16 protein-coding genes, 1 tRNA gene and 1 other RNA gene are annotated in these 20,319 nt (G+C 72.6%); 5 read left to right on the top strand and 13 right to left on the bottom strand.

Annotation, left to right across the window (positions count from 1 at the left end; translation table 11 throughout):
- Window positions 1-101 precede the first annotated feature (101 nt).
- Both leuA and BUE43_RS04200 read left to right on the top strand, forming a co-directional pair.
- Window positions 102-1,895 carry a 2-isopropylmalate synthase gene (gene leuA / locus BUE43_RS04205; protein ID WP_073479923.1) on the top strand — a complete coding sequence of 598 codons (1,794 nt, stop codon included), beginning with the start codon at window positions 102-104 and terminating at the stop codon, window positions 1,893-1,895.
- 80 nt (window positions 1,896-1,975) lie between these two features.
- On the top strand, window positions 1,976-2,989 hold the full coding sequence (locus BUE43_RS04200; RefSeq protein WP_073479922.1) for a DNA topoisomerase IB: 1,014 nt from the start codon (window positions 1,976-1,978) through the stop codon (window positions 2,987-2,989).
- 30 nt (window positions 2,990-3,019) lie between these two features.
- Here BUE43_RS04200 and BUE43_RS04195 read toward each other — a convergent pair whose 3' ends face one another.
- From BUE43_RS04195 to BUE43_RS04155, 9 genes are all read right to left on the bottom strand, one after another.
- Complete coding sequence (locus tag BUE43_RS04195) at window positions 3,020-3,661, bottom strand: class II aldolase/adducin family protein (RefSeq protein WP_073479921.1); 642 nt, start codon at window positions 3,659-3,661, stop codon at window positions 3,020-3,022.
- Between the two features lie 152 nt (window positions 3,662-3,813).
- Window positions 3,814-4,959: an ABC transporter ATP-binding protein gene (locus tag BUE43_RS04190; RefSeq protein WP_073479920.1), complete on the bottom strand. Its 1,146-nt coding sequence runs from the start codon at window positions 4,957-4,959 to the stop codon at window positions 3,814-3,816.
- A complete protein-coding gene (locus BUE43_RS04185) occupies window positions 4,956-5,942 on the bottom strand; it encodes an ABC transporter ATP-binding protein (protein WP_073479919.1) in 987 nt (328 codons plus the stop codon). Before BUE43_RS04185 ends, BUE43_RS04190 begins: the two co-directional genes overlap by 4 nt.
- Before the next feature lie 21 nt (window positions 5,943-5,963).
- Window positions 5,964-6,899 carry an ABC transporter permease gene (locus BUE43_RS04180; protein WP_073480269.1) on the bottom strand — a complete coding sequence of 312 codons (936 nt, stop codon included), beginning with the start codon at window positions 6,897-6,899 and terminating at the stop codon, window positions 5,964-5,966.
- 53 nt (window positions 6,900-6,952) lie between these two features.
- A complete protein-coding gene (locus BUE43_RS04175) occupies window positions 6,953-7,963 on the bottom strand; it encodes an ABC transporter permease (protein ID WP_073479918.1) in 1,011 nt (336 codons plus the stop codon).
- Window positions 7,964-7,990: 27 nt separating this feature from the next.
- On the bottom strand, window positions 7,991-9,688 hold the full coding sequence (locus tag BUE43_RS04170; RefSeq protein WP_073479917.1) for an ABC transporter substrate-binding protein: 1,698 nt from the start codon (window positions 9,686-9,688) through the stop codon (window positions 7,991-7,993).
- A 124-nt stretch (window positions 9,689-9,812) separates the two neighbouring features.
- On the bottom strand, window positions 9,813-10,418 hold the full coding sequence (locus tag BUE43_RS04165; protein WP_234995517.1) for a uridine kinase family protein: 606 nt from the start codon (window positions 10,416-10,418) through the stop codon (window positions 9,813-9,815).
- Window positions 10,415-11,011, bottom strand: coding sequence for a recombination mediator RecR (gene recR, locus BUE43_RS04160; protein ID WP_073479916.1), 597 nt, complete (start codon window positions 11,009-11,011; stop codon window positions 10,415-10,417). The genes BUE43_RS04165 and recR overlap by 4 nt, the downstream gene beginning before the upstream one ends.
- A gap of 16 nt (window positions 11,012-11,027) precedes the next feature.
- Complete coding sequence (locus BUE43_RS04155; RefSeq protein ID WP_073480267.1) at window positions 11,028-11,399, bottom strand: YbaB/EbfC family nucleoid-associated protein; 372 nt, start codon at window positions 11,397-11,399, stop codon at window positions 11,028-11,030.
- Between the two features lie 452 nt (window positions 11,400-11,851).
- On the opposite strand from BUE43_RS04155, the gene BUE43_RS04150 reads away from it, so the two are divergent.
- Complete coding sequence (locus tag BUE43_RS04150; RefSeq protein WP_073479915.1) at window positions 11,852-13,687, top strand: S9 family peptidase; 1,836 nt, start codon at window positions 11,852-11,854, stop codon at window positions 13,685-13,687.
- Between the two features lie 51 nt (window positions 13,688-13,738).
- Here BUE43_RS04150 and BUE43_RS04145 read toward each other — a convergent pair whose 3' ends face one another.
- On the bottom strand, window positions 13,739-15,835 hold the full coding sequence (locus BUE43_RS04145) for a DNA polymerase III subunit gamma and tau (RefSeq protein WP_073479914.1): 2,097 nt from the start codon (window positions 15,833-15,835) through the stop codon (window positions 13,739-13,741).
- 36 nt (window positions 15,836-15,871) lie between these two features.
- Window positions 15,872-15,966, bottom strand: an RNA gene (ffs, locus tag BUE43_RS04140) — signal recognition particle sRNA small type.
- A 335-nt stretch (window positions 15,967-16,301) separates the two neighbouring features.
- On the opposite strand from ffs, the gene BUE43_RS34950 reads away from it, so the two are divergent.
- Both BUE43_RS34950 and BUE43_RS04125 read left to right on the top strand, forming a co-directional pair.
- Window positions 16,302-16,934 carry a lytic transglycosylase domain-containing protein gene (locus tag BUE43_RS34950; RefSeq protein WP_083959283.1) on the top strand — a complete coding sequence of 211 codons (633 nt, stop codon included), beginning with the start codon at window positions 16,302-16,304 and terminating at the stop codon, window positions 16,932-16,934.
- Window positions 16,935-16,999: 65 nt separating this feature from the next.
- A tRNA-Ser gene (locus tag BUE43_RS04125) sits at window positions 17,000-17,087 on the top strand.
- 243 nt (window positions 17,088-17,330) lie between these two features.
- Here the strand turns inward: BUE43_RS04125 and BUE43_RS04120 are convergent.
- Both BUE43_RS04120 and BUE43_RS04115 read right to left on the bottom strand, forming a co-directional pair.
- Window positions 17,331-17,714, bottom strand: a complete 384-nt coding sequence (locus BUE43_RS04120) for an alanine:cation symporter family protein (RefSeq protein ID WP_143173926.1) — start codon at window positions 17,712-17,714, stop codon at window positions 17,331-17,333.
- Window positions 17,715-17,722: 8 nt separating this feature from the next.
- Complete coding sequence (locus BUE43_RS04115) at window positions 17,723-20,194, bottom strand: endonuclease/exonuclease/phosphatase family protein (RefSeq protein WP_083959282.1); 2,472 nt, start codon at window positions 20,192-20,194, stop codon at window positions 17,723-17,725.
- Window positions 20,195-20,319 lie beyond the last annotated feature (125 nt).

Here is a 20,319-nt window from a genome sequence, read left to right as displayed (position 1 = left end):
GCTTCGCCGCCGCGACGGGGTCTGACCAGACCGGCTCCTCGTCGCGGGGTTCGAGCGCGGGCGCGGCCGGTCTCCCCCCAGCCACCAGGAGCACCCTCCGCATGAGCACCCACCCCGACGCCTTCGTCCCGGCGAAGAGCCGCATCCGCACGCCCTCCCGCCCCGCCCCCGCCGACCAGCCGGCCTGGAACCCGCAACGGGGCAGCTCGATGCCCCACCACCGGTACCGGCCGTTCGCCGAGCTGGTCGAGCCGGTCGCACTGCCCGACCGCACCTGGCCGGACCAGCGGATCAGCCGCGCGCCCCTGTGGTGCGCGGTGGACCTCCGCGACGGCAACCAGGCCCTGATCGAGCCGATGTCGCCCGCCCGCAAGCGCAAGATGTTCGACCTGCTGGTGCGGATGGGCTTCAAGGAGATCGAGGTCGGCTTCCCCGCGGCCAGCCAGACCGACTTCGACTTCGTGCGCGAGATCATCGAGGACGGGGCCGTCCCGGAGGACGTCACGATCCAGGTGCTCACCCAGTGCCGCGAGGAGCTGATCGAACGCACCTTCGCGGCGCTGGAGGGCGCGCCCCGGGCCATCGTGCACATCTACAACTCGACCTCGGTCCTGCAGCGGCGGGTCGTGTTCCGCCAGGACCGGGCCGGGATCAGGAAGATCGCCACGGACGCCGCGCGCATGGTGCTCGACCTGGCCGAGCGGTATTCGGAGACGCGCTTCCGCTGGCAGTACTCGCCGGAGTCCTACACGGGCACCGAGCTGGCCTACGCGCTGGAGGTGTGCGACGCCGTCACCGAGATCTGGCAGCCCACGCCGAGCGAGCCGGTGATCCTGAACCTGCCCGCGACCGTCGAGATGGCCACGCCCAACGTGTACGCCGACTCGATCGAGTGGATGCACCGCAACCTGGCGCGGCGGGACTCGGTGATCCTCAGCCTGCACCCGCACAACGACCGCGGCACCGGCGTCGCCGCCGCGGAGCTGGGGTACCAGGCCGGCGCCGACCGGATCGAGGGCTGCCTGTTCGGCAACGGCGAGCGCACCGGCAACGTCTGCCTCGTCACGCTGGCCATGAACATGTTCAGCCAGGGCGTGGACCCGCAGCTGGACCTCTCCGACATCGACGAGGTGCGCCGGACGGTCGAGTACTGCAACCAGCTCCCGGTGCCCGAGCGCCACCCCTACGGCGGCGACCTGGTGTTCACGGCGTTCTCCGGCAGCCACCAGGACGCGATCAAGAAGGGCCTGGAGGCGCTGGAGGAGGAGGCCAAGGAGGCCGGCGAGCACGTCGACGACTTCCCGTGGGAGGTCCCCTACCTGCCGATCGACCCGAAGGACGTCGGCCGCAGCTACGAGGCGGTCATCCGGGTCAACTCGCAGTCCGGCAAGGGCGGCGTCGCCTACCTGATGAAGGCCGAGCACCACATGGACCTGCCGCGGCGGCTGCAGATCGACTTCTCCCGGGTGGTGCAGGAGGTCACCGACTCCGAGGGCGGCGAGGTCACGCCCAAGGAGATGTGGGACGTCTTCGCGACCGAGTACCTCACGCCCGCCACGCCGCTGGCGCTGCTGCGGCACCACGTGTCCGACTTCGGCGACGGCCGGCACGAGATCGTCGCGACCGTCCGGGTGGACGGCGAGGAGCACGAGATCACCGGGAACGGCAACGGCCCGATCGCCGCGTTCGTCGACGCCCTGGCGACCGTCGGCTACGACGTGCGGGTGCTGGACTACGTGGAGCACGCCATGAGCGCGGGCGACGACGCCCAGGCCGCGGCGTACGTCGAGTGCGCCATCAGCGACCGGGTGCTGTGGGGGGTGGGGGTGAGCGGCTCCACGGTCACCGCCTCGCTGCGGGCCGTGGTCTCCGCGGTCAACCGCGCGCACCGCTGACCCGCTGCCGGGTCGGGCGGACCGGTGCCCACAACGCGCTGGTGGGAGGGCTCACCACGCGTTGTGGGTACTCCCGTGCCATGGGTCGGCTCCGTCGCAGTGATCCCAGCGAACCGGGCCTGACGCGGCGGCGCCGCGGGCGCGGCTTCAGCTACCTCCACGCGGACGGCCGACCGGTGACCGAAGCCGACGAGTTGGAGCGCGTGGGGCACCTCGCGATCCCGCCGGCGTGGCGGGACGTCTGGATCTGCCCGGACTCCCGGGGGCACATCCAGGCGACCGGGACGGACGACGCCGGGCGGCGGCAGTACCTCTACCACGAGGACTGGGTCGCGAAGCGGGACGCCGAGAAGTTCGAGCGGGTGCTCGCGCTCGGCGCCCGGATGCCCCGGGTCAGGGCGAGGGTGGCCGAGCTGGTCGGGGTCCGGGGACTGGGCAGGGAGCGGGTGCTCGCGGCGGCGGTCCGCATGCTGGAGCTGGGTGTCTTCCGGGTCGGCGGGCACGAGTACGCCCAGGAGCACGGCAGCTACGGCCTGTCCACCCTCCTGCGGAAGCACGTGGAGCTGAACCGGGGTCGGATCCACGTCGCCTACACCGCCAAGGGCGGGATCGAGCGGCGCACCGTCCTGGACGACCCCGACCTCCGGGTCGTGGTCCGCGCCCTGCTCCGGCGCGCGGACCCCAACCCGGAGTTGCTGGGCTACTGGGACCGGGGCTGGCACAACGTCCGGGCGGAGGACATCAACGAGTTCCTGCGCGAGCTGGCCGGCGACGGGTTCACCGCCAAGGACGTCCGCACCTGGAACGCCACCGTGCTGGCCGCCGTGGCCCTCGCAGTCGAGGACCGGCCGGAGACCAAGCGGGGCCGCAGGCGCGCGGTGGCCAACGCCCTCGCCGACGTCGCCGAGGAGCTGGGGAACACCCCCGCCGTCTGCCGGAAGTCCTATGTGGACCCCCGGGTGCTGGAGGCCTACGAGGAGGGGCGGACGATCCGCCCCACGGTGGCGCGCCTCGGCTCGGCGGAGCTGACCAGGCCCGAGGTCAGGGACCGACTGGAGCGGGCGGTCCTCCGGCTGCTCCGCGACCAGAGCTGATCGACCAGCGACGGGCCGGTCGCCGCGGGGTCAGCGGGGCGGTTCTTGCCCGTACCGCGTGATCTTGCTGGCGTCCGCCAACTGCTCCTCGCTGAGCAACCGGGGCGCTCCGCCCGCCGAGAGCACGCGCAACGCCACGTCGCACACCCATTCCAGGTAGCAGGCGCGCTCGTAGGCCTGGGTGAGGGTCGCGCCGACGGCCAGCGCGCCGTGGTTGGCCAGCAGGCACGCCGACGCGCCGTCGAGCGCGGCGAGCACCGACTCGGCGAGTTCCCGGGTGCCGTACGTCGCGTACTCGGCCACTCGGACCCTGCCACCGAACAACGCGAGGTAGTAGTGCACCGGTGGCACCTCGTCGACCAGGCAGGACAGCGCGGTCGCGGCGGGCGAGTGCGTGTGCACGACCGCCGTGGCGTCGGTCCGCCCGTAGAGCGCGAGGTGCAGCGGCAACTCGCTGGTGGCCTCCAGCGGCGCGTCGACCGGGGCGCCGTCGAGCCGGTGGACCCCGATCAGCTCCGGCGTGAGCCGGTCGTAGTCGACCCCGCTCGGCGTGACCGCCACCAGGTCGTCCGACCGGACGCTGAGGTTGCCCGCGGTGCCCACCACCAGCCGATCCCGCACCAGACGGCGGCAGGCCACCACGATCGCTTCCCGTTCGGTGAAGAGCTGCACTCCCCCTCTCTACCTCCTCGACGCCGAACCCGCCCAGTGGAACCGTCGCAGGCCACAGCCCCACCACGCCGGTCCGGCCCTGCCCCGGCAACCACGCGGCACCGGTCATGCCTCGGCGTGGGGCGTCGCTGCCACCCGCCGACGGGCGACGGTCAGGGCCCGAGGACCTCGGTGACCGAGGCGGGTCCGGTCAACGCGGTGTCCGGCACGAGCGCGCTCTCCTCCTCGACCAGCTCGGGCCGCACCTCGTGCGGGCTGATCCGGCCGTCCCTGATGTCCTCCGCCCAGTGACAGGCCACGCGGTGTCCCGGCGCCACCTCCCGCAGGCGGGGCCGCTCGGTGTCGCACCGCTTCGGCTGCCGCCACGGACACCGAGTGTGGAAGCGGCAGCCGGCGGGCGGCGCCGCCGGGGACGGCAGGTCGCCGGTCAGCAGGATGCGTTCCCGCCGGTCCTCCAGCACCGGGTCGGGCACGGGCACCGCCGAGAGCAACGCCCGCGTGTAGGGGTGCAGCGGCTGCACGTACAGCTCGTCCGACCCCGCCTCCTCCACGATCCCGCCCAGGTACATCACGCCGACCCGGTCCGAGATGTGCCGGACCACGGCGAGGTCGTGCGCGATGACCAGGTAGGTCAGCCCGAACTCCTGCTGCAGGTCGGCCAACAGGTTGATCACCTGCGCCTGCACCGACACGTCGAGCGCGGACACCGGCTCGTCGGCGACGACCAGGTCCGGGTCGACGGTGAGGGCGCGGGCGATGCCGATCCGCTGCCGCTGCCCGCCGGAGAACTCGTGCGGGTACTTCCGCAGCGCGGTCGACGGCAGGCCCACCGCGGACAGCAGCTCGCGCAACCGGCGGCCGGTGGCCTCCCGCCCCCGGTCGAGACCGTGCGCCCGCAGCCCCTCGACCAGGATGGACTCCACGGACTGCCGGGGGTCCAACGAGGACAGCGGGTCCTGGAAGACCATCTGCATCCGGCGGCGCATCCGCCGCAGCGCCTCGCCGTGCGTCGCGGACAGGTCGACCCCGTCGAACACCACCCGGCCGCCCGTCGGCTCGACCAGCCGGAGCATGGCCCGCCCGAGGGTGGACTTGCCGCACCCGGACTCGCCCACGAGGCCGTAGGTCTCCCCTCGACGAATGTCGAGATCGACCCCGTCGACCGCGTAGACGTAGCCGACCGTGCGGTCCAGGATGAGGCCGCGCCGGATCGGGAAATGAACTTTGAGATCGTCGACGGCGACCAGGACGCCGGTGTCCGCGGCGGACTTCTGGGTGGCGGGCGATACGGAGGTCACGCCGGTACCTCCTGATTCTCCTGGACCGGGTTGTGGCACCGCAACAGCCGTCCGTCCTCTTCGTCCATCTGGGGCGTGACCTCGACGCAGGTCCCCAGCGCGTTCGGGCAGCGGGGCGCGAACGCGCAGCCGTGGTCCCACGGGATGTTGTCGGCAACCGAGCCGCGGATCGGGACGAGCCGCTCACCTCGCGGGGCGTCGAGCCGGGGGATCGAGGCCAGCAGCCCGTGGGTGTACGGGTGCCGCGGCCGGCGGAACAGCTCGTGCCGCCGCGCCCGCTCCACCACGCGCCCCCCGTAGAGCACGTTCACCTCGTCGCACAGCCCGGCGACCACACCCAGGTCGTGGGTGATCATGATGAGCGCGGTTCCGGTGTCCCGGACCAGCTCGGCGAGCAGGGCCAGGATCTGGGCCTGGATGGTCACGTCCAGCGCGGTCGTGGGCTCGTCGGCGATGAGCAGCCGCGGCCGGCAGGCCAACGCCATCGCGATGAGCGCGCGTTGCCGCATCCCGCCGGAGAGCTGGTGCGGGTACTCGTCCAACCGCCGTCGCGGGTCGGGGATGCCCACCTTGTCCAGCAGGTCCGCGGCCTCCACCATGGCCTGCCTGCGCGGCATCCCGCGGTGGCGCTCCAGCACCTCCGTGACCTGCAGCCCGATGGCGATCACCGGGTTGAGCGAGGACAGCGGGTCCTGGAACACCATGCCGAGGTCGCGCCCCCGGCGGTCCCGCATCTGCCGCGCCGACAGCGACAGCAGCTCGGCGCCCTCGAACCGCACCGAGCCCGTGACCACCGCCCCCCGCCGGGGCAGCAGGCCCATGATCGCGAGGGAGGTGACCGACTTGCCACACCCGGACTCCCCCACCAGCCCGACCGTCTGGCCGGGCTCCACCGAGAAACTCACCCCGTCCACCGCCGTGAAGGGCGGCTCGCCCCTGCGTTGGAAGACGACGGAGAGGTCGGAAACGTCGAGCAGCGCCATGTCTTCTCCCGCCGACGCCGGTCAGCGCCGGTTCTTCGGGTCGAGGGCGTCCCGCAGGGACTCGCCGACGAGCGTGAACCCCAACGCGACGATGATGATGCAGCCGGCCGGCCAGAACGCGAGGTTCGGGTGGCTGTCGATCACGTTCTGGGCGCCGCCGAGCATCTGGCCCCACTCCGGGATCGAGTCGTCCGGGTTGCCGAGGCCGAGGAACGACAGCGCGGCCGCGTCGATGATCGCCACCGCGAGCACCAGCGTGGCCTGCACGATCACCGGCCCCAACGAGTTGGGCAGCATGTGCCGGAACACGATGGCACGCGGACGCACCCCCAACGCCCTGGCGGCCAGGACGTGGTCGCTGCCGCGCTGGGCGAGCATCGAGCCGCGCAACAGCCGCGCGAAGATCGGGATCTGCACGGTCGCCACCGCCAGGATCACGGTGAACTGCGACGGGCTCGGGAACAGCGCGCCGATCGAGAAGGCCAGCAGCAGGCTGGGGATGGACAGCATGACGTCCACGACCCGCATCACCAGCGAGTCGACCCACCCGCCGAGCGCGCCGGCCACGGTGCCCAGGAGCAGACCGCCGGCCAGCCCGATCACGGTGGCGAACACGCCGACCATGAGGGTCTGCTGCGAACCCACCAGCAACCGCGACAGCAGGTCCCTTCCGACCTGGTCGCCGCCCAGCGGGAAGCCCTCCTGCGCCGCGGGGATCTCGTTGCGCGCCCGCGACACCTGGCCTTCCAGCAGCCGCGCGGTCGGGTCGTGCGCCGCCAGCCACGGCGACAGCAACGCGACCACGACGAACAGGACGATGATCGCCGCGCCCAGGAGGAACACCGGGTTGCGCCGCAGCCGCCGCCACGCGGACGCGGCCAGGCTGACGCCGGCGTCGCCCGGCCCGTCGGCCGCGGTCGCGGCGAGCGCGTCGAGGCGTTCCTTCCGCCCGCCCAGCGTGGGCGGGCGGGACCCGGAGCGTGAGACGGAACCAGACACGTCGCCCCCCTTCACCGCGTTCGCACACGCGGGTCGATCACCGCGTAGGACAGGTCGACGACCAGGTTGACCAGCACGTACACCATCGCCGCCATGATGATCATCAGTTGCAGCACCGGGTAGTCCCTGCGTTCGAAGCCGAGCGCCAGCGCCTCGCCGAGGCCGGGGAAGGCGAACACCTTCTCGGTGAGCACCGCCCCGGCCAGCAGCGCTCCGGTCTGCAGGCCGATGGTGGTGACCACCGGGAGCATCGCGTTGCGCAGCACGTGCCGCCGCCGGATGACCGAGGTGGTCAGCCCCTTCGACTCGGCGGTGCGCACGTAGTCCTCGTCGAGCACGTCCAACACCGCGGCCCTGGTGATCCGGAAGATCACCGCGAACGGGATCGTGGCCAGCGCCATCGCCGGCAGGACCAGGTGCGCCAACGCGTCGGCCGCGGCGTCCCACTCCCTGGTGAGCAGCCCGTCGAGCACGAAGAACCCGGTCACCCGGGTGGCGTCCAGCCCGCCGGTCTGCCGACCGGAGGCGGGCAGCCACCCGAGCTGGACCGCGAACAGGTACTTGAGCAGGAACGCCAGGAAGAACACCGGCACGGCGACGCCGACCAGCGAGCCGACGACGCCGAGGTTGTCCAGCCAGCCGCCCCGGCGCCGCGCGGCCAGGTAGCCGAGCGGGATGCCGAACAGCACCGCCAGCACGATCGCGACCACGCTCAGCTCGACGGTGGCCGGGAACCGCTGGAGGAAGATCTCGATCGCGCTGTCGCCCGGCTGCACGCCGGTGGACGCGCCGAAGTCTCCGGACAGGGCGCGGCCCAGGAACTTCCCGTACTGCACGAAGATCGGTTGGTCGAGCCCGAGCTGGGCGGTGAGCTCGCGCCGCGCCTCCTCGGTGCCCCGCTCCCCCAGGAGGGCCGAGACCGGCCCTCCCGGGAGCGCGCGCAGCCAACCGAAGATCAGCATCGAGAGCACGAGCACCACGCCCACGAGCTGGAGCAACCGTCGCAGGGTGTAGCGGAGCACCGCGGTCCCCCCTCGCCGTCCCCGCCGTCAGCCCTTGCTGACCGGGGCGAAGGACTCACCGGTCGACGTCAGCGGGCTCGCCGTGAAGCCCTTGACGTCCTTGCGGAAGACCACGGCCGGCGGCGAGTGCGACAGCGGGACCGCCGGCAGGTACTCGTTGATCAGCTTCTTGTTCAGGTCCTGGTACATCCTGGTCCGCTTGGCGGCGTCCGGCTCCTCGTCGGCGGCCTTCAGCTCGCCGGACAGCTGCTGGCCCCAGCTCGCCGACCCGGTGTGGAACCGGTTGGTGGGGTCGCCGAAGAAGGTGCCGATGAAGTTGTCCGGCGTGTTCTGGTCGCCGGTCCACCCCAGCAGGAACAGGTCGGCCTTGGCCTGGTCGACGTCCTCCAGGTAGCCGCCGTTCCACGGCTTGGTCACCGCGTTGACCTTCAGGCCGACCTTCTCCAGGTCCGCCTTGATCGCGCCGAAGATGTCCTTCGGGTTGGGCATGTACGGCCGGGTGACCTCGCTGGGCCAGTAGAAGTTGACCGCCAGGCCGGTCGCCCCGGCCTCGGCCAGCAGCTGCCTGGCCTTCTCCGGGTCGTGCGGGATCGCCTTGAGGTCCTTGTTGTAGCCGTCGACGGCGTCGGGGAAGAACTGGGACGCGACCTGCGCGCGGTCCGGGAGCTGGGTCTTCACCAGCTGCTCGCGGTTCACGGCGTGCGCGATGGCCTGCCGCACCTTCAGGTCGCGCAGCTTGTCGTTGTTCTTCTGCGTGAAGCCGAGGTACATGATGTTGAAGGCCGGCCGCTTCAGGACCTGGAAGCCGTCCTTCTCCAGCTGCGCCCAGTCGGCGGGCGCCGGGTAGTCGTAGCCGTCGATCGCGCCGGACTGGAGCTCCTGCTTGCGCGCCGTCTCGTCCGGGATGATCTTGTAGACGAGCTTGTCCAGCTTGGTCTTGCCGCCCCAGTAGTCGTCGAACCGGACGAGCTCGATCGTGTTGTTCGCCTTGTCGTACTTGCCGAACTTGAAGGCGCCGGTGCCCGTCGGGTGCTGCAGCGCGTACTCCGGGAAGCTGAAGCTGTCGCCCTGGGCCCGCACGTTGTTCGCGTCGTACTTCTCCAACGCGGTCGGGCTCTGCATCACGAACGGCTTCAGGCCGAGCAGACCGGGGAACTTGGACGTCGAGCGCGTCAGCTCGATGACGGCGGTGTTCTTGTCCTTCGGCGTGCAGGACCTGAACAGCGACGGCTTCGCGCCGTCGGCGAAACCGCCGAAGTTGTCCACCCAGTACTGCGAGACCGCCGAGCTCTGGCCGGCGCCGGTCTGGCCGGACATCCGCTTGAAGTTCCGGCACACCGCGTCGGCGTCGAACTCGGTGCCGTCGTGGAACCGCACGCCCTTGCGGAGCTGGAACGTCCACGTCCTGCCGTCCGGGGTGTGCTCCCACTTCTCGGCCAAGGCGGGCGCGATCTCGGCGGTGCCGGGCTTGAACCCGGTCAGCCCCTCGAACATCTGGTGCGCGATCCGGAACGTGGGTCCGTCCGTGGCGTAGAACGGGTCGAACAGCTTGGGCGCGCCCTCCGAGCCGAAGGTGAGCGTGCCGCCGACCTTCCCGCCGGCGCCTCCGTCGGTGTTACCGCGTTGGGACTGGGCGCAGGCGGCCATGCTCAGCGCCACCGCTCCGGCCAGACCGACCGTCGCCAGCCTGCGCAGCCCCCAAGCGGCAGTTCGGGTGTTGACCATCACGCACCTCGTGTCGTCTGTCTCACATGTGGTCGACGACACTAGTCGGATACGAGGCAGGCGCGGGTACTGATCGAGGTCACGATCCCACTACGTCGTCACTCGTTTCGGTGACACTGTCACTTCACTCCGTGACGAAAACTCGGTGATCCGCCCGGCTCCGCGCCCCGTCCGTGGCGAACCAACCCTGTTCGAAGCGCTGCCAGGCGAGCAGGTGCGCACGGGAGAGCTCACCGTCGCGACGCACCGCGCGTTCGAGTCGCTCGGCCGGGTCCGGGTGCTCCACCCAGACCGAGCAGGACAACAGCGGGACGATCGCCGCCCGCGCGGCCGAGACGCCCTCCACGACGAGCACGTCCGGCACCTCGACCTCGACGAACGGGCCCGGAGCCGGCTCTCCGCCGTGCCACACGACCCGCTGGTAGCGCCCGCGCTCGCCGCGGCGCAGCGGCGTCAGCACGCCGTCCACCAGGTGGGGCCACCAGTCGACCGGGTCGTCCCAGGTGGCGAAGTAGTCGGTGCGCACGAGCTCGACCGACCTCCCCCGGCCGGCCAGCTCGGCCACGAGCGCGTCGGCCAGGCGGGACTTGCCCGATCCGGACGGGCCGTCGATCGCCACCAGGCGCACGGCGCCCAGCCGGGCCGGCGCGGCCAGCACCGCGTCGGCGACGTCCCGGGCCGGGGGCCGCCCGTCGGCGGCGCCGGGCCCGGGACGTCGCGGACCGGTCATACGGCGCGACGGCCGGACAACGCGCGCCCCAACGTGAGCTCGTCGGCGAACTCCAGGTCACCGCCCATCGGCAGACCGGAGGCCAGCCGGGTCACGCTCAGCCCGGGGAAGTCGCGCAGCATCCGCCCCAGGTAGGTCGCGGTCGCCTCGCCCTCGGTGTTCGGGTCGGTGGCCAGGATGACCTCCCTGACGTCCTCCGTCCCGATCCTGGCGAGCAGCTCCCGGATGCGGAGCTGGTCGGGGCCGACGCCGGACAACGGGTCCAGCGCACCGCCCAGCACGTGGTAGCGACCCTTGAACTCCCGCGTGCGCTCCACGGCCAGGACGTCCTTCGGCTCCTCCACCACGCACACCACCGTCGGGTCGCGCCGGGCGTCCCGACAGATCCGGCACCGCTCCTCCTCGGAGACGTTGCCGCAGACGTCGCAGAACCGGACGCCCTCCTTGACCCGCTGCAGGACCTCCTGCAGGCGCGTGACGTCGGCCGGATCCGCCGCCAGCAGGTGGAACGCGATCCGCTGGGCGCTCTTCGGCCCGACGCCGGGCAGCCGGCCCAGCTCGTCGATCAGGTCCTGGACAGGTCCCTCGTACACCCCGTCTGCCGTCCCGTCAGAAGCCCGGCAGGCCGAGACCGCCGAGGTCGCCCATGCCGCCGCCGAGGCCACCGGCCAGCGGGCCCATCTTCTTGGCCGCCAGCTCCTGGGCGCTGTGGTTGGCGTCCCGCACCGCGGCCACCACCAGGTCGGCCAGGGTCTCGGTGTCCTCGGGGTCGACCGCCTTCGGGTCGATGCTCAGCCCCTTCAGCTCGCCGGTGCCGGACACGACCGCCGTCACCAGACCGCCGCCGGCGGTGCCCCGCACCTCGGCCTCGGCCAGCTCCTGCTGCGCGGCCATGAGCTGCTGCTGCATCTTCTGCGCCTGCTGCACGATCTGCTGCATGTTCGGCTGCCCACCAGGTCGCACCGCGGCTCCTCTCGTCATCGACACGCCCTGGCTCCGCTGCCGTTCGTGGGCGCACTGACCAGCGTAGTCGCGGCCGGACGGTGACAGCCGAACCAGCCGGTCACCGGCGGCGCCCACCACGCGCGCCCCTCGTCGGACCTGGTCGTGACCCGGCCTGGAACAGCGGACGACAGGCCCCGGCCTGATCACCTCACCAGACGACGGGGAGAACCCGTCCCGGTTCCGCGCGAGCGGCACACTGCCGCAGGGCAGGAAGACAGCGCGATGACGGAAGTGGCCGACGGCCAGTGCCGGCGCGTGCGCCCGAACCTCGCGCCTCCCCGGCGTGGAGTGCGGCGACGGAAGCGCGCGGATGACATGCGTGGTGGCGGAGGAGACCCCAGTGCCTGGTAGGGCACGAGGACACCCGCCATGGTGGCCGAGGGAAAGCGCCTTCCGCATCCCTCGGACGGGTATGCGAGGGTGTGATCATGGGGCTCGGGATCGAACACCTGGTGGAACTGCGGACCTGGCGCGCGTTCGACGTGGACGAGCACGGACGGGTGCTCGCCGGGTGGGACGAGACCGGGTCGACCCAGCTCGTGGAGCTGTCCCCGGAGGGCGAGGTCACCCCCCTGACCGCCCTGCCGGGCGCCTGCCGGGGCCGCTACCTCCCCGGCGAACGCGTCGTGGTCGTCCAGCACGACGACGGCGGCAACGAACGGGGCCAGCTCTCCCTGCTCCGGCTCGACCCGGCGCCGCCGCTGCCCGCCGGGCTGGCCGACCTGGAGCCCCTGGTGCGGGACCCGAGGCACGTGCACCGACTGCTCGACGTGCTGCCCGGCCGGGTCGCCTACGCGACGAACCGCCGCAACGGCACCGACTTCGACGTGCTGATCCGCAACCTCTTCAGCGGCGAGGAGGAGCCGGTCTACGACCGCGGCGGGTACGTCGACGAGGTCGCCATCGCCCCGGACAGCCACTACCTCGCGGTCACCGTGCCCGGCGCGCCCGCGCTGTCCGACCGGCTCCTCCTCGTGGACACCATCCCGGAGATTGAGGACGAGCAGGTCCTCCCGGTGACCGAGGCCGACGAGCACGCCCGGCACGACCACCTCTTCTGGCTCCCGGGCGACCGCGGCCTCGTCGTGACCACCGACCGCGGGCGCGACCTGCTCGGCGTCGCCCGGTACGAGCTGGCCGACGAGTCCTGGTCCTGGCTGGTCACCTCGGACCAGCACGAGCTGACCGGGTGGCTCTCGCCGGACGGGCGTCTCCTCCTGGTGGAGACCAACGACGACGGCGTGGCCCGGCTGTCGTTGCACGACGCCGACACCGGCGCGAAGCGGCACGACGTGCGCCTCCCCGGAGCCGGCTGGGTAAGCTTCCCGCTGCCCGAGCCCATCTGGTCGCCGGACTCGCGTTACGTCGCGCTCACCTACTCGTCCCCGGTCACGCCGGGCGACGTCCTGCTCCTCGACGCCCACACCGGGCAGGTCAGGACGTTGACCGACTCCGCGGCGCAGCTCGGCGGCGAACCCCTGGTCGAGCCCACCGCGCACCGCGTCCCCACGCCGGACGGCGAGTCCGTTCCCTGCGCCGTCTACGCGCCCGTCGGCACGGGCGACGGCGCTCTCGCCGGCTCCGCGGTGGTGCTCGTCCACGGCGGCCCGGAGGGGCAGTCGGTCCGGGTCTTCAACCCGGTCATCCAGGGTCTGGTCGCCAGGGGGCACACCGTCGTCGTTCCGAACGTCCGCGGCTCGGTGGGGTACGGCAAGCGGTGGTACTCCGCCGACGACGTCCGGAAGCGGCTGGACTCGGTGGCCGACCTCGCGGCCGTCCACGACTGGCTGCCGAGCATCGGCGTCGACCCCGCGCGGGCCGCGTTGTGGGGCGGGTCGTACGGCGGCTACATGGTCCTCGCCGGTCTGGCGTTCCAGCCGGAGCGCTGGGCCGCCGGCGTGGACATCGTCGGCATCTCGTCGCTGGTGACGTTCCTGCGCAACACCGCCGACTACCGCAGGGCGCACCGCGAGCGCGAGTACGGCTCGCTCCAGCACGACCACGACTTCCTGGTGGACGCCTCGCCCATCACGCACGTCGACCGGATGCGCGCGCCGCTGTTCGTCATCCACGGCGCGAACGACCCCAGGGTGCCGTTGTCGGAGGCGGAGCAGATCACCTCCGCGCTCCGGGACAAGGGCGTGGAGTGCGAGCTCCGCGTCTACGCCGACGAGGGACACGGACTGGCGAAGCGGGCGAACCGGCTCGACGCCTACCCCCGGGCCCTCGACTTCCTGGCCCGGTACCTCTCCACCCGGCCGTGACCGGCCCGAGGGTGGTTCGACGCGTGCGCCGAGCCACCCTCGCGTGAGCCGTCAGCCGCGCTCGATCTTCTGCGCGCCGAGGTGCTGCTGGAGCAGCGCGATGGCCGCTTCCTCCGGGTCCTGCCGTTCCGCGGTGGGGTCGTTGGCGAACCGGTCCGCCTCGGCGAGCATCGCCTCCTCGTCCATCGGCGGCTCGGGCTCCGGCTCCGGAGGCGGCGGGATGTCGTCCGCCGGCGGCTCCGGGGGCGGGGGGACGTCCTCGTCGGCCGCGCGCGGCGGCTCGGGGCGGCGCTCGGGCGGTGGCGGGGCGGCGCTGCGCCGCTGGGGCGCCGGGCGCGGCTGCGCGGGACGCGCCGGCGCGGCGGGACGACCGCCGTTGCCTCCCGTCGCCCCTCCGGCAGGGGCCGGATCACCGTGGACGCACTGCACGTCCCACGTGCCGTTCAGGACGTCGCGCAGGGCGGCGCGCAACACCTCCAGCCGCCGTTCCTGGGCGAGCTGACGGGCCAGCCCGGCGGTCGGCATGGCGAGGATGAGCGTGTTGCCCTCGATCGCCTGCACCGTGGCGTTGAGCAGCAGGGCCTGGGTCGGCCGGTTGCGGGTGGCGACGACCTTGAGCACCTCGGGCCAGACGCGGCGCACCGCCGCCGCGTCCATCCCGCCCTCGCTCGCGGCGGGAGTCGCCGGCTCCTGGGGCTCAGGCGGCGCCACGGGCGCGGGCGGCGGAGCGGGCGCGACCGGGGTCTCCTGCCGCACGGGCTCCTGCCGGGCCGGCTCGGGACGACGCGACTCCGCTGGCGGCGGCTCAACCGGCTGTTCGACCGGTGCCGGAGCCGGAGCCGGCGGGGGCGTCGCGGACCGCGCGGAGGGCCGTTCGAACCGCCGCCCCGGGCGGTCCTCCGCCGGCGACGCGACGGGCGCGACCGCCGGGACGCCCACGCCGGAGACGGCGGGGGCGGTCACGACAGCAGGGCCGGCGGCGCTCGGGGAGACGCCGTCCCGTTCGAGCCGTTCGAGGCGCTGGAGCAGGGCCGACTCGGCGTCGGAGGCGCCGGGGAGCAGCATGCGCGCGCACAGCAGTTCGAGCAGCAGCCGAGGAGCCGTGGCGCCCCGCATCTCGGTGAGGCCAGTGTGCAGGATCTCGGCGAAGCGGGACAGGGTCGCCGGGCCGAGCCGCTCGGCCTGCGCGGTCATCCGGGCGAGCTGGTCGTCCGGCACCTCGACCAGGCCCCGCTGGGCGGCGTCGGGCACCGCCCTGAGCAGCACCAGATCGCGCAGGCGGTCCAGCAGGTCCGAGGCGAACCGCCGCGGGTCGTGCCCGGCGTCGACCAGGCTGTTCACCGTGCCGAACACGGTGGCGCCGTCGCCGGCCGCGAGCGCGTCGACCATGTCGTCGATCAGCGCGACGTCGGTGACGCCGAGCAGGGCGATCGCCCGGTCGTAGGTGACCCCGGAGGGGCCGGCGCCGGCCAGGAGCTGGTCCATCACCGACTGGGTGTCCCTGGCCGAGCCGCCGCCAGCCCTGATCACCAACGGGAAGACCGCGGGTTCGACCGGGACGCCCTCGGCGGCGCAGTTCCGCTCCAGCAGCGCGCGCATCGCCACCGGCGGGATCAGCCGGAAGGGGTAGTGGTGCGTGCGGGACCGGATGGTCGGCAGCACCTTGTCCGGCTCGGTGGTGGCGAAGATGAAGATCAGGTGCTCCGGGGGCTCCTCCACGATCTTCAGCAGGGCGTTGAAGCCCTGCGTGGTGACCATGTGGGCCTCGTCGATGATGAACACCCGGTAGCGCGACTCCGCGGGCGCGTAGAAGGCGCGGTCGCGCAGCTCGCGGGCGTCGTCGACGCCGCCGTGGCTGGCCGCGTCCAGCTCCACCACGTCCACGGTGCCCGACCCCTCCGGGGCCAGCGCGTGGCACGAGGAGCACTCGCCGCACGGGTCGGGCGTCGGCCCGCGCTCGCAGTTCAGCGAGCGGGCGAGGATGCGCGCGCTGGAGGTCTTGCCGCAGCCACGGGGCCCGGAGAAGAGGTAGGCGTGGTTGATCCGGCCGGCCGCGAGCGCGGTGCGCAACGGCTCGGTGACGTGCTCCTGCCCGACCACCTCGGCGAACGACGCCGGTCGGTACTTGCGGTAGAGGGCGAGCGCCACGGGACGACCCTACGCGGTGGGGAGGACATCTCGAACGAAAGGGGACCCCGCGCACCCGCCAGAGCCCGCTTATCCTTGCTGCCTTCCGGCCCTGGGGAGGTTCACGGGATGGACGCCGCGCGGGGTCCGTGGACCAGTGTAGCGGGCCGGGAGCGTGGCCGGGACCACCCCCGCCCGGGGGGATGGTGGGATGTTTTCTCCGGGTGACTCAGCGCAACCGGCGGACGTGAGCACCACTCGGTCACTCTCCGTCAAAACGAGACTCGGCAGTGCAGCAGCCCGGGCCCGTTTTCCCTGGACAGACAAGGACTTTCGACCCGGGGGCCGAAACCGTTAATGATGTTGCCCAGCCTCGTAAATTAATCACATTTGGATCACAGCACCCCGTCTGACCTGCGTGATCGCATTGTGGCATGGGGCACTCACTGTTGAACGATCATCCAGGGACCCGCACGGTTGTCGGGTCATGAAAATCGTCTCGATCATTTCGGCGGTCGGCCTCTGGGCGTCACTCAGCGCCGGCAGTGCCCTCGCCGCCGAAGCCTCCCCCGGCCTCCCCCACCCCCGACCCAACTACGGACCGCACGCGGCAGAGGCCGCGGCGGCCCTGGCCCAGGCCGCGGCGCAGCCCCCCGTCGTGCCGCAGCCCGCTCCGGTAGTCCCCCCGCCGCCGGCGCCCGCTCCCCCGCCTCCCCCGGCCCCGGTCGCTCCCCCGCCCCCGCCCGCCCCGCCGCAGTACCCGAACACCCTCGACGGCTGGATCGCCCAGGCGTTCGACGTCCTGGTCGCCCACGGCTACCAGCGCGGCTCCCTCGACCCGGTCGCGGTCAGGACGATGGCGCTGCACGAGTCCAGCGGCAACCCGAACGCGATCAACAACTGGGACTCCAACGCCGTCAAGGGCACCCCGTCCAAGGGCGTCCTCCAGGTGATCGACCCGACGTTCCGCACGCACGCGCTGCCGGGCTACGGCAACATCTGGAACCCGGTGCACAACATCATCGCCGGCGTCCGCTACTCGATCTCCCGGTACGGCTCGCTGGCCAAGGTGCCCGGCGTCAAGGCCATGCGCGCCGGCGGCGCCTACCGTGGCTACTGATCACGATGCCGACCGCGCCGGGGCCGATTTTGGCCGGCTCTCGGACAGTCGGTACACTCGCCGACGGAGGATTCGCCTAGTGGCCTAGGGCGCACGATTGGAAATCGTGTTGGGGTTGATAGCCCCTCGCGGGTTCAAATCCCGCATCCTCCGCAGGACAGATGCCCCGGACGTGTGATCACGTCCGGGGCATCTGCCGTTTCCGGTCGTGCGCTCGACTCGCGGGATGGCGTACGTCACAACGCGAATCCGGGCGGTGCGAGCCGTTCGAGCCGGCCGGACAAGGGCTCTGGCCAGGAGCGGGACGCCGGCCGCGCCTCCGCCGAGAGCGCCAGCTCCGCCCGCGTCCACGATGGACAGACCGCGCCGCACGTCCCAACCCGGAACGGACCGGCGCTACCCCGGAGTGACGCTCGCCAGCACGCCACCGAGGACCACCGACGAGAGCGAGGCCAGCAACAGGCCGGTCGTCCACCACGGTCCGCCCTGGACCGCCGAGACCACCGCGATCCCGAACCCGAACCCCCCGAGCAGGGCGATCGCGAACAGGGGCCGGTCGCCGAGCCGCCGCCGGACGGCGGGCAGGTACCGCAGGACCAGCGCCTCCAGCCAGACCACCCCGACCACGACCAGGGCCAGGCCCAGCAGGTCGCCGGCCGACGGCCCGTGTCCGGGTGCGAGCTCCAGCAGCCGGGTGTCGTCCCCGACCGGGGAGAGCACCAGCCCCACCCCGGTCAGGGCCGCCACCGCGGCCGTCAGGAGCTGCGCCCGGACCCGCATCGTCCGCGTCAGCCCGTGGTCCCGGTCGAGCGCCCGAGCTCCCACCACGGCCCGGCCGGCGGGCGGAAGCGCAGCACCTGGGGGTCGTGGTCGCTCGCCTGGTCGTGGAACTCCGCGTTCAGGTGCACCACGTCGAGCTCGTACCGGCACACGTTCCCGCTCACCAGGATGTGGTCCAGCACCTGCGAGTTGCCCTCGTAGACGTAGCTGTAGCGCTCACCGGCGGGCAGGCGCTCCAGCGGAGACCGCAGCGCACCGTCCCGCAGCAGCGTCCGCACGGCCGGCGAGAACACGTAGTCGTTGAGGTCGCCGACCACCAGCACGGCCGAGCGCTGGTCGACGCGCTGGATCTGGTCGACGAAACCGCGGACGACCGCGGCCTGCTGCTGCCGCTGGACCTCGGAGACCCGGTTCGGCGGCTGGAACCGGCCGTGGATCGGCTGGTCGCCGCCCTTGGAGTTGAAGTGGTTGGCGATCACGAACACCGTGCGGCCGTGGAACACGAACTCGCCGACCAGCGGCTTGCGGCTGTCCTGCCACGCCGGGTTGGCCGGGTCGATCCGCCCGGGCGAGACGCTCAGCGCGGCCCGCCCGCGCTCCGACCGCACCCGCACCGGCGTCGCCGCGTCGCCGCCCGCACGGTCCACAAAGGACACCCGCTTCGGGTTGAACAGGAAGACCTGGCGGATGTTGCCGCCCGGCTGGCCCCCGTCCTGCCGGTTGACCGGGTCGATCTGCCGCGACTCGTACCGGGGGCCGCCGGCCGCGACGACCGCGTCGACGAACCGGCGCAGGGTGGCGTCCGCGGCCACCACACCGTCGTCGGTCGGGCCGCTGTTGTCCTGGATCTCCTCCAGCGCCACGACGTCCGGCGACGCCAGGTGCCGGACGACGCCGACGGCCAGCCGGTCGAACTTGGCCTGCTCGTCCGCCGCCGACAGGTTCTCGACGTTGTAGGTGGCCACCGCCAGCTCGGACGGGTGCTGCGGCCGGGTCGTCTCCCTGGTCAGCCCGCCGGACACGTGCTCGCCGAGCGCGCTGGCCTGGAGCACGTAGCCGCCGAACCGGGTGTAGTCCAGCGGCCCCTCGGTCGCGCCGCGCAGCACGTCGCCCACGTCGGCCCGCGGGAACGGGCGCTGCGCGAACGGGATCAGCGACTCGACCTTCAGCCGGCCGGAGTTCGCGTTCTCGTAGGAGAGGTAGACCGAACCGCCGCGCGGGGTGCGGTTCTGCTTCGGCTTCGTGGTCACCCACAGGCCGTTGTGGGAGTCCGTCGGGCCCACCACGCGGGCGTCGTCGACGCGCACCCGCATGCCCTCGCGGGATTCGAGGAAGTCCAACGCGAAGCGCCGCGGCTCCAGGGGCGACGCCTCGATGCTGCCGCCCTTGGCGTCCGGTGCCATGGCGGTGGGAACGGTGTCCGGCCCCAGTCGCTCAGCCTCCGGCAACGGCAGACCCGACCCCGTCGTGGTCCAGCGCGCGTCGGTGAGCTGCGTGATCGACTGGTTCGGGGAGGAGTCCGGCTTCTCGCCGTTGCCCAGCGGTCGGAACTCGGCGACCGTGCCGCTGACGAGCACCGAGTCGCCCGGCCTGACCTGCGGCGTCTGGTTGCCGGTGAAGACGAACAGGCCCTCGCTGGTGCGCGGGTCGTCGTCGGGTTCGGGGTCCTGGAACCAGAACCCGCGGGACGCCCCGAAGGAGCGCACCGCCGTCACCACCCCCGGCACGTCTTTGACCTTCTGCCCCCGCAACGGGGACAGGCGGGTGACGCCCTGGATGTCGTGGATTCGCTTGCCGCCCTGGCCCGGGTCGGGGTCGCCCCCACCAGGGCCCTCGCCCCTGCTGTTCGTCGGGGTGGGCGGTCCGGCGACGAAGTCGACGGAGTTGTCGTCGGTGTCGGCGAGCTGGGCCGAGCGGCTCACCGACGTGCCGTTGGTGGTCGCCGGCGCCGGCTTGCCCTCCCTGACCACCGCCTCGCCGTAGCCGACGAGGTCGCGAACGCGCTGGTCGGCCGCGCAGTCCGCGGCCGTCAGGCAGCCCAACGGCTCCATGCCGGCGACGAGGGCGACCGTGCCGCCGGTGGCGGAGAGGTTCGTGGTCCCGCTGGCGTCCGGGGTGGGGAGCTCGGCGCCGCCCGCACCGCCCTTCGCCTGGGAGACCAGGTACCGCTTGCCGGGCGCGAGACCGCCGGAGAGCGGTGTGACCTGCCACCGGCTGGTGGGCTTCGGGCTGGCGGGGAGGTACTGCACGCTCCAGCCGGCGAGGTCGACGGCGGCGCCGCGCGTGGCCAGCTCGACGAAGTCGGCGGCCAGGGGAGCGCCGCTGTTGCCGCCGCCCCCGTAGACCTCGGAGATCACGGCGTCGCCGCTCGGCGCCGCGACCGCGGTCGGCGCGGCCAGGACGGGAACGGACAACGCCGACAACACGGTGGCCGCGGCCAGGGTGAGGCCGGCGACGGGGCGATGGCGGGGTGAGGGCACCTCGTCCTCCCAGTGCGTGGATGAGTGGGGGCATCCTGCACTGATCGAGTGAACGAGGGAAGAAGATCGAGCAACGCGCCGTGACGAACTCTGCCCCGCCGACCCGGCGATTCCCCTGCGGTGAA

Source organism: Streptoalloteichus hindustanus, assembly GCF_900129375.1.
GTDB lineage: Bacteria > Actinomycetota > Actinomycetes > Mycobacteriales > Pseudonocardiaceae > Streptoalloteichus > Streptoalloteichus hindustanus.
Note: the sequence above shows the minus strand (reverse complement) of the source record. Positions and strands in the feature narration are given on the sequence as shown.

Bases quoted from the DNA above. Each gene is read 5' to 3' on its own strand.
- BUE43_RS04165 (WP_234995517.1), bottom strand. From the start codon at position 10,418: ATGACCGGTCCGCGACGTCCCGGGCCCGGCGCCGCCGACGGGCGGCCC.
- leuA (WP_073479923.1), top strand. From the start codon at position 102: ATGAGCACCCACCCCGACGCCTTCGTCCCGGCGAAGAGCCGCATCCGC.
- BUE43_RS04155 (WP_073480267.1), bottom strand. From the start codon at position 11,399: ATGACGAGAGGAGCCGCGGTGCGACCTGGTGGGCAGCCGAACATGCAG.
- BUE43_RS04150 (WP_073479915.1), top strand. From the start codon at position 11,852: ATGGGGCTCGGGATCGAACACCTGGTGGAACTGCGGACCTGGCGCGCG.
- BUE43_RS04170 (WP_073479917.1), bottom strand. From the start codon at position 9,688: ATGGTCAACACCCGAACTGCCGCTTGGGGGCTGCGCAGGCTGGCGACG.
- BUE43_RS04185 (WP_073479919.1), bottom strand. From the start codon at position 5,942: ATGGCGCTGCTCGACGTTTCCGACCTCTCCGTCGTCTTCCAACGCAGG.
- BUE43_RS34950 (WP_083959283.1), top strand. From the start codon at position 16,302: ATGAAAATCGTCTCGATCATTTCGGCGGTCGGCCTCTGGGCGTCACTC.
- BUE43_RS04120 (WP_143173926.1), bottom strand. From the start codon at position 17,714: ATGCGGGTCCGGGCGCAGCTCCTGACGGCCGCGGTGGCGGCCCTGACC.
- BUE43_RS04200 (WP_073479922.1), top strand. From the start codon at position 1,976: ATGGGTCGGCTCCGTCGCAGTGATCCCAGCGAACCGGGCCTGACGCGG.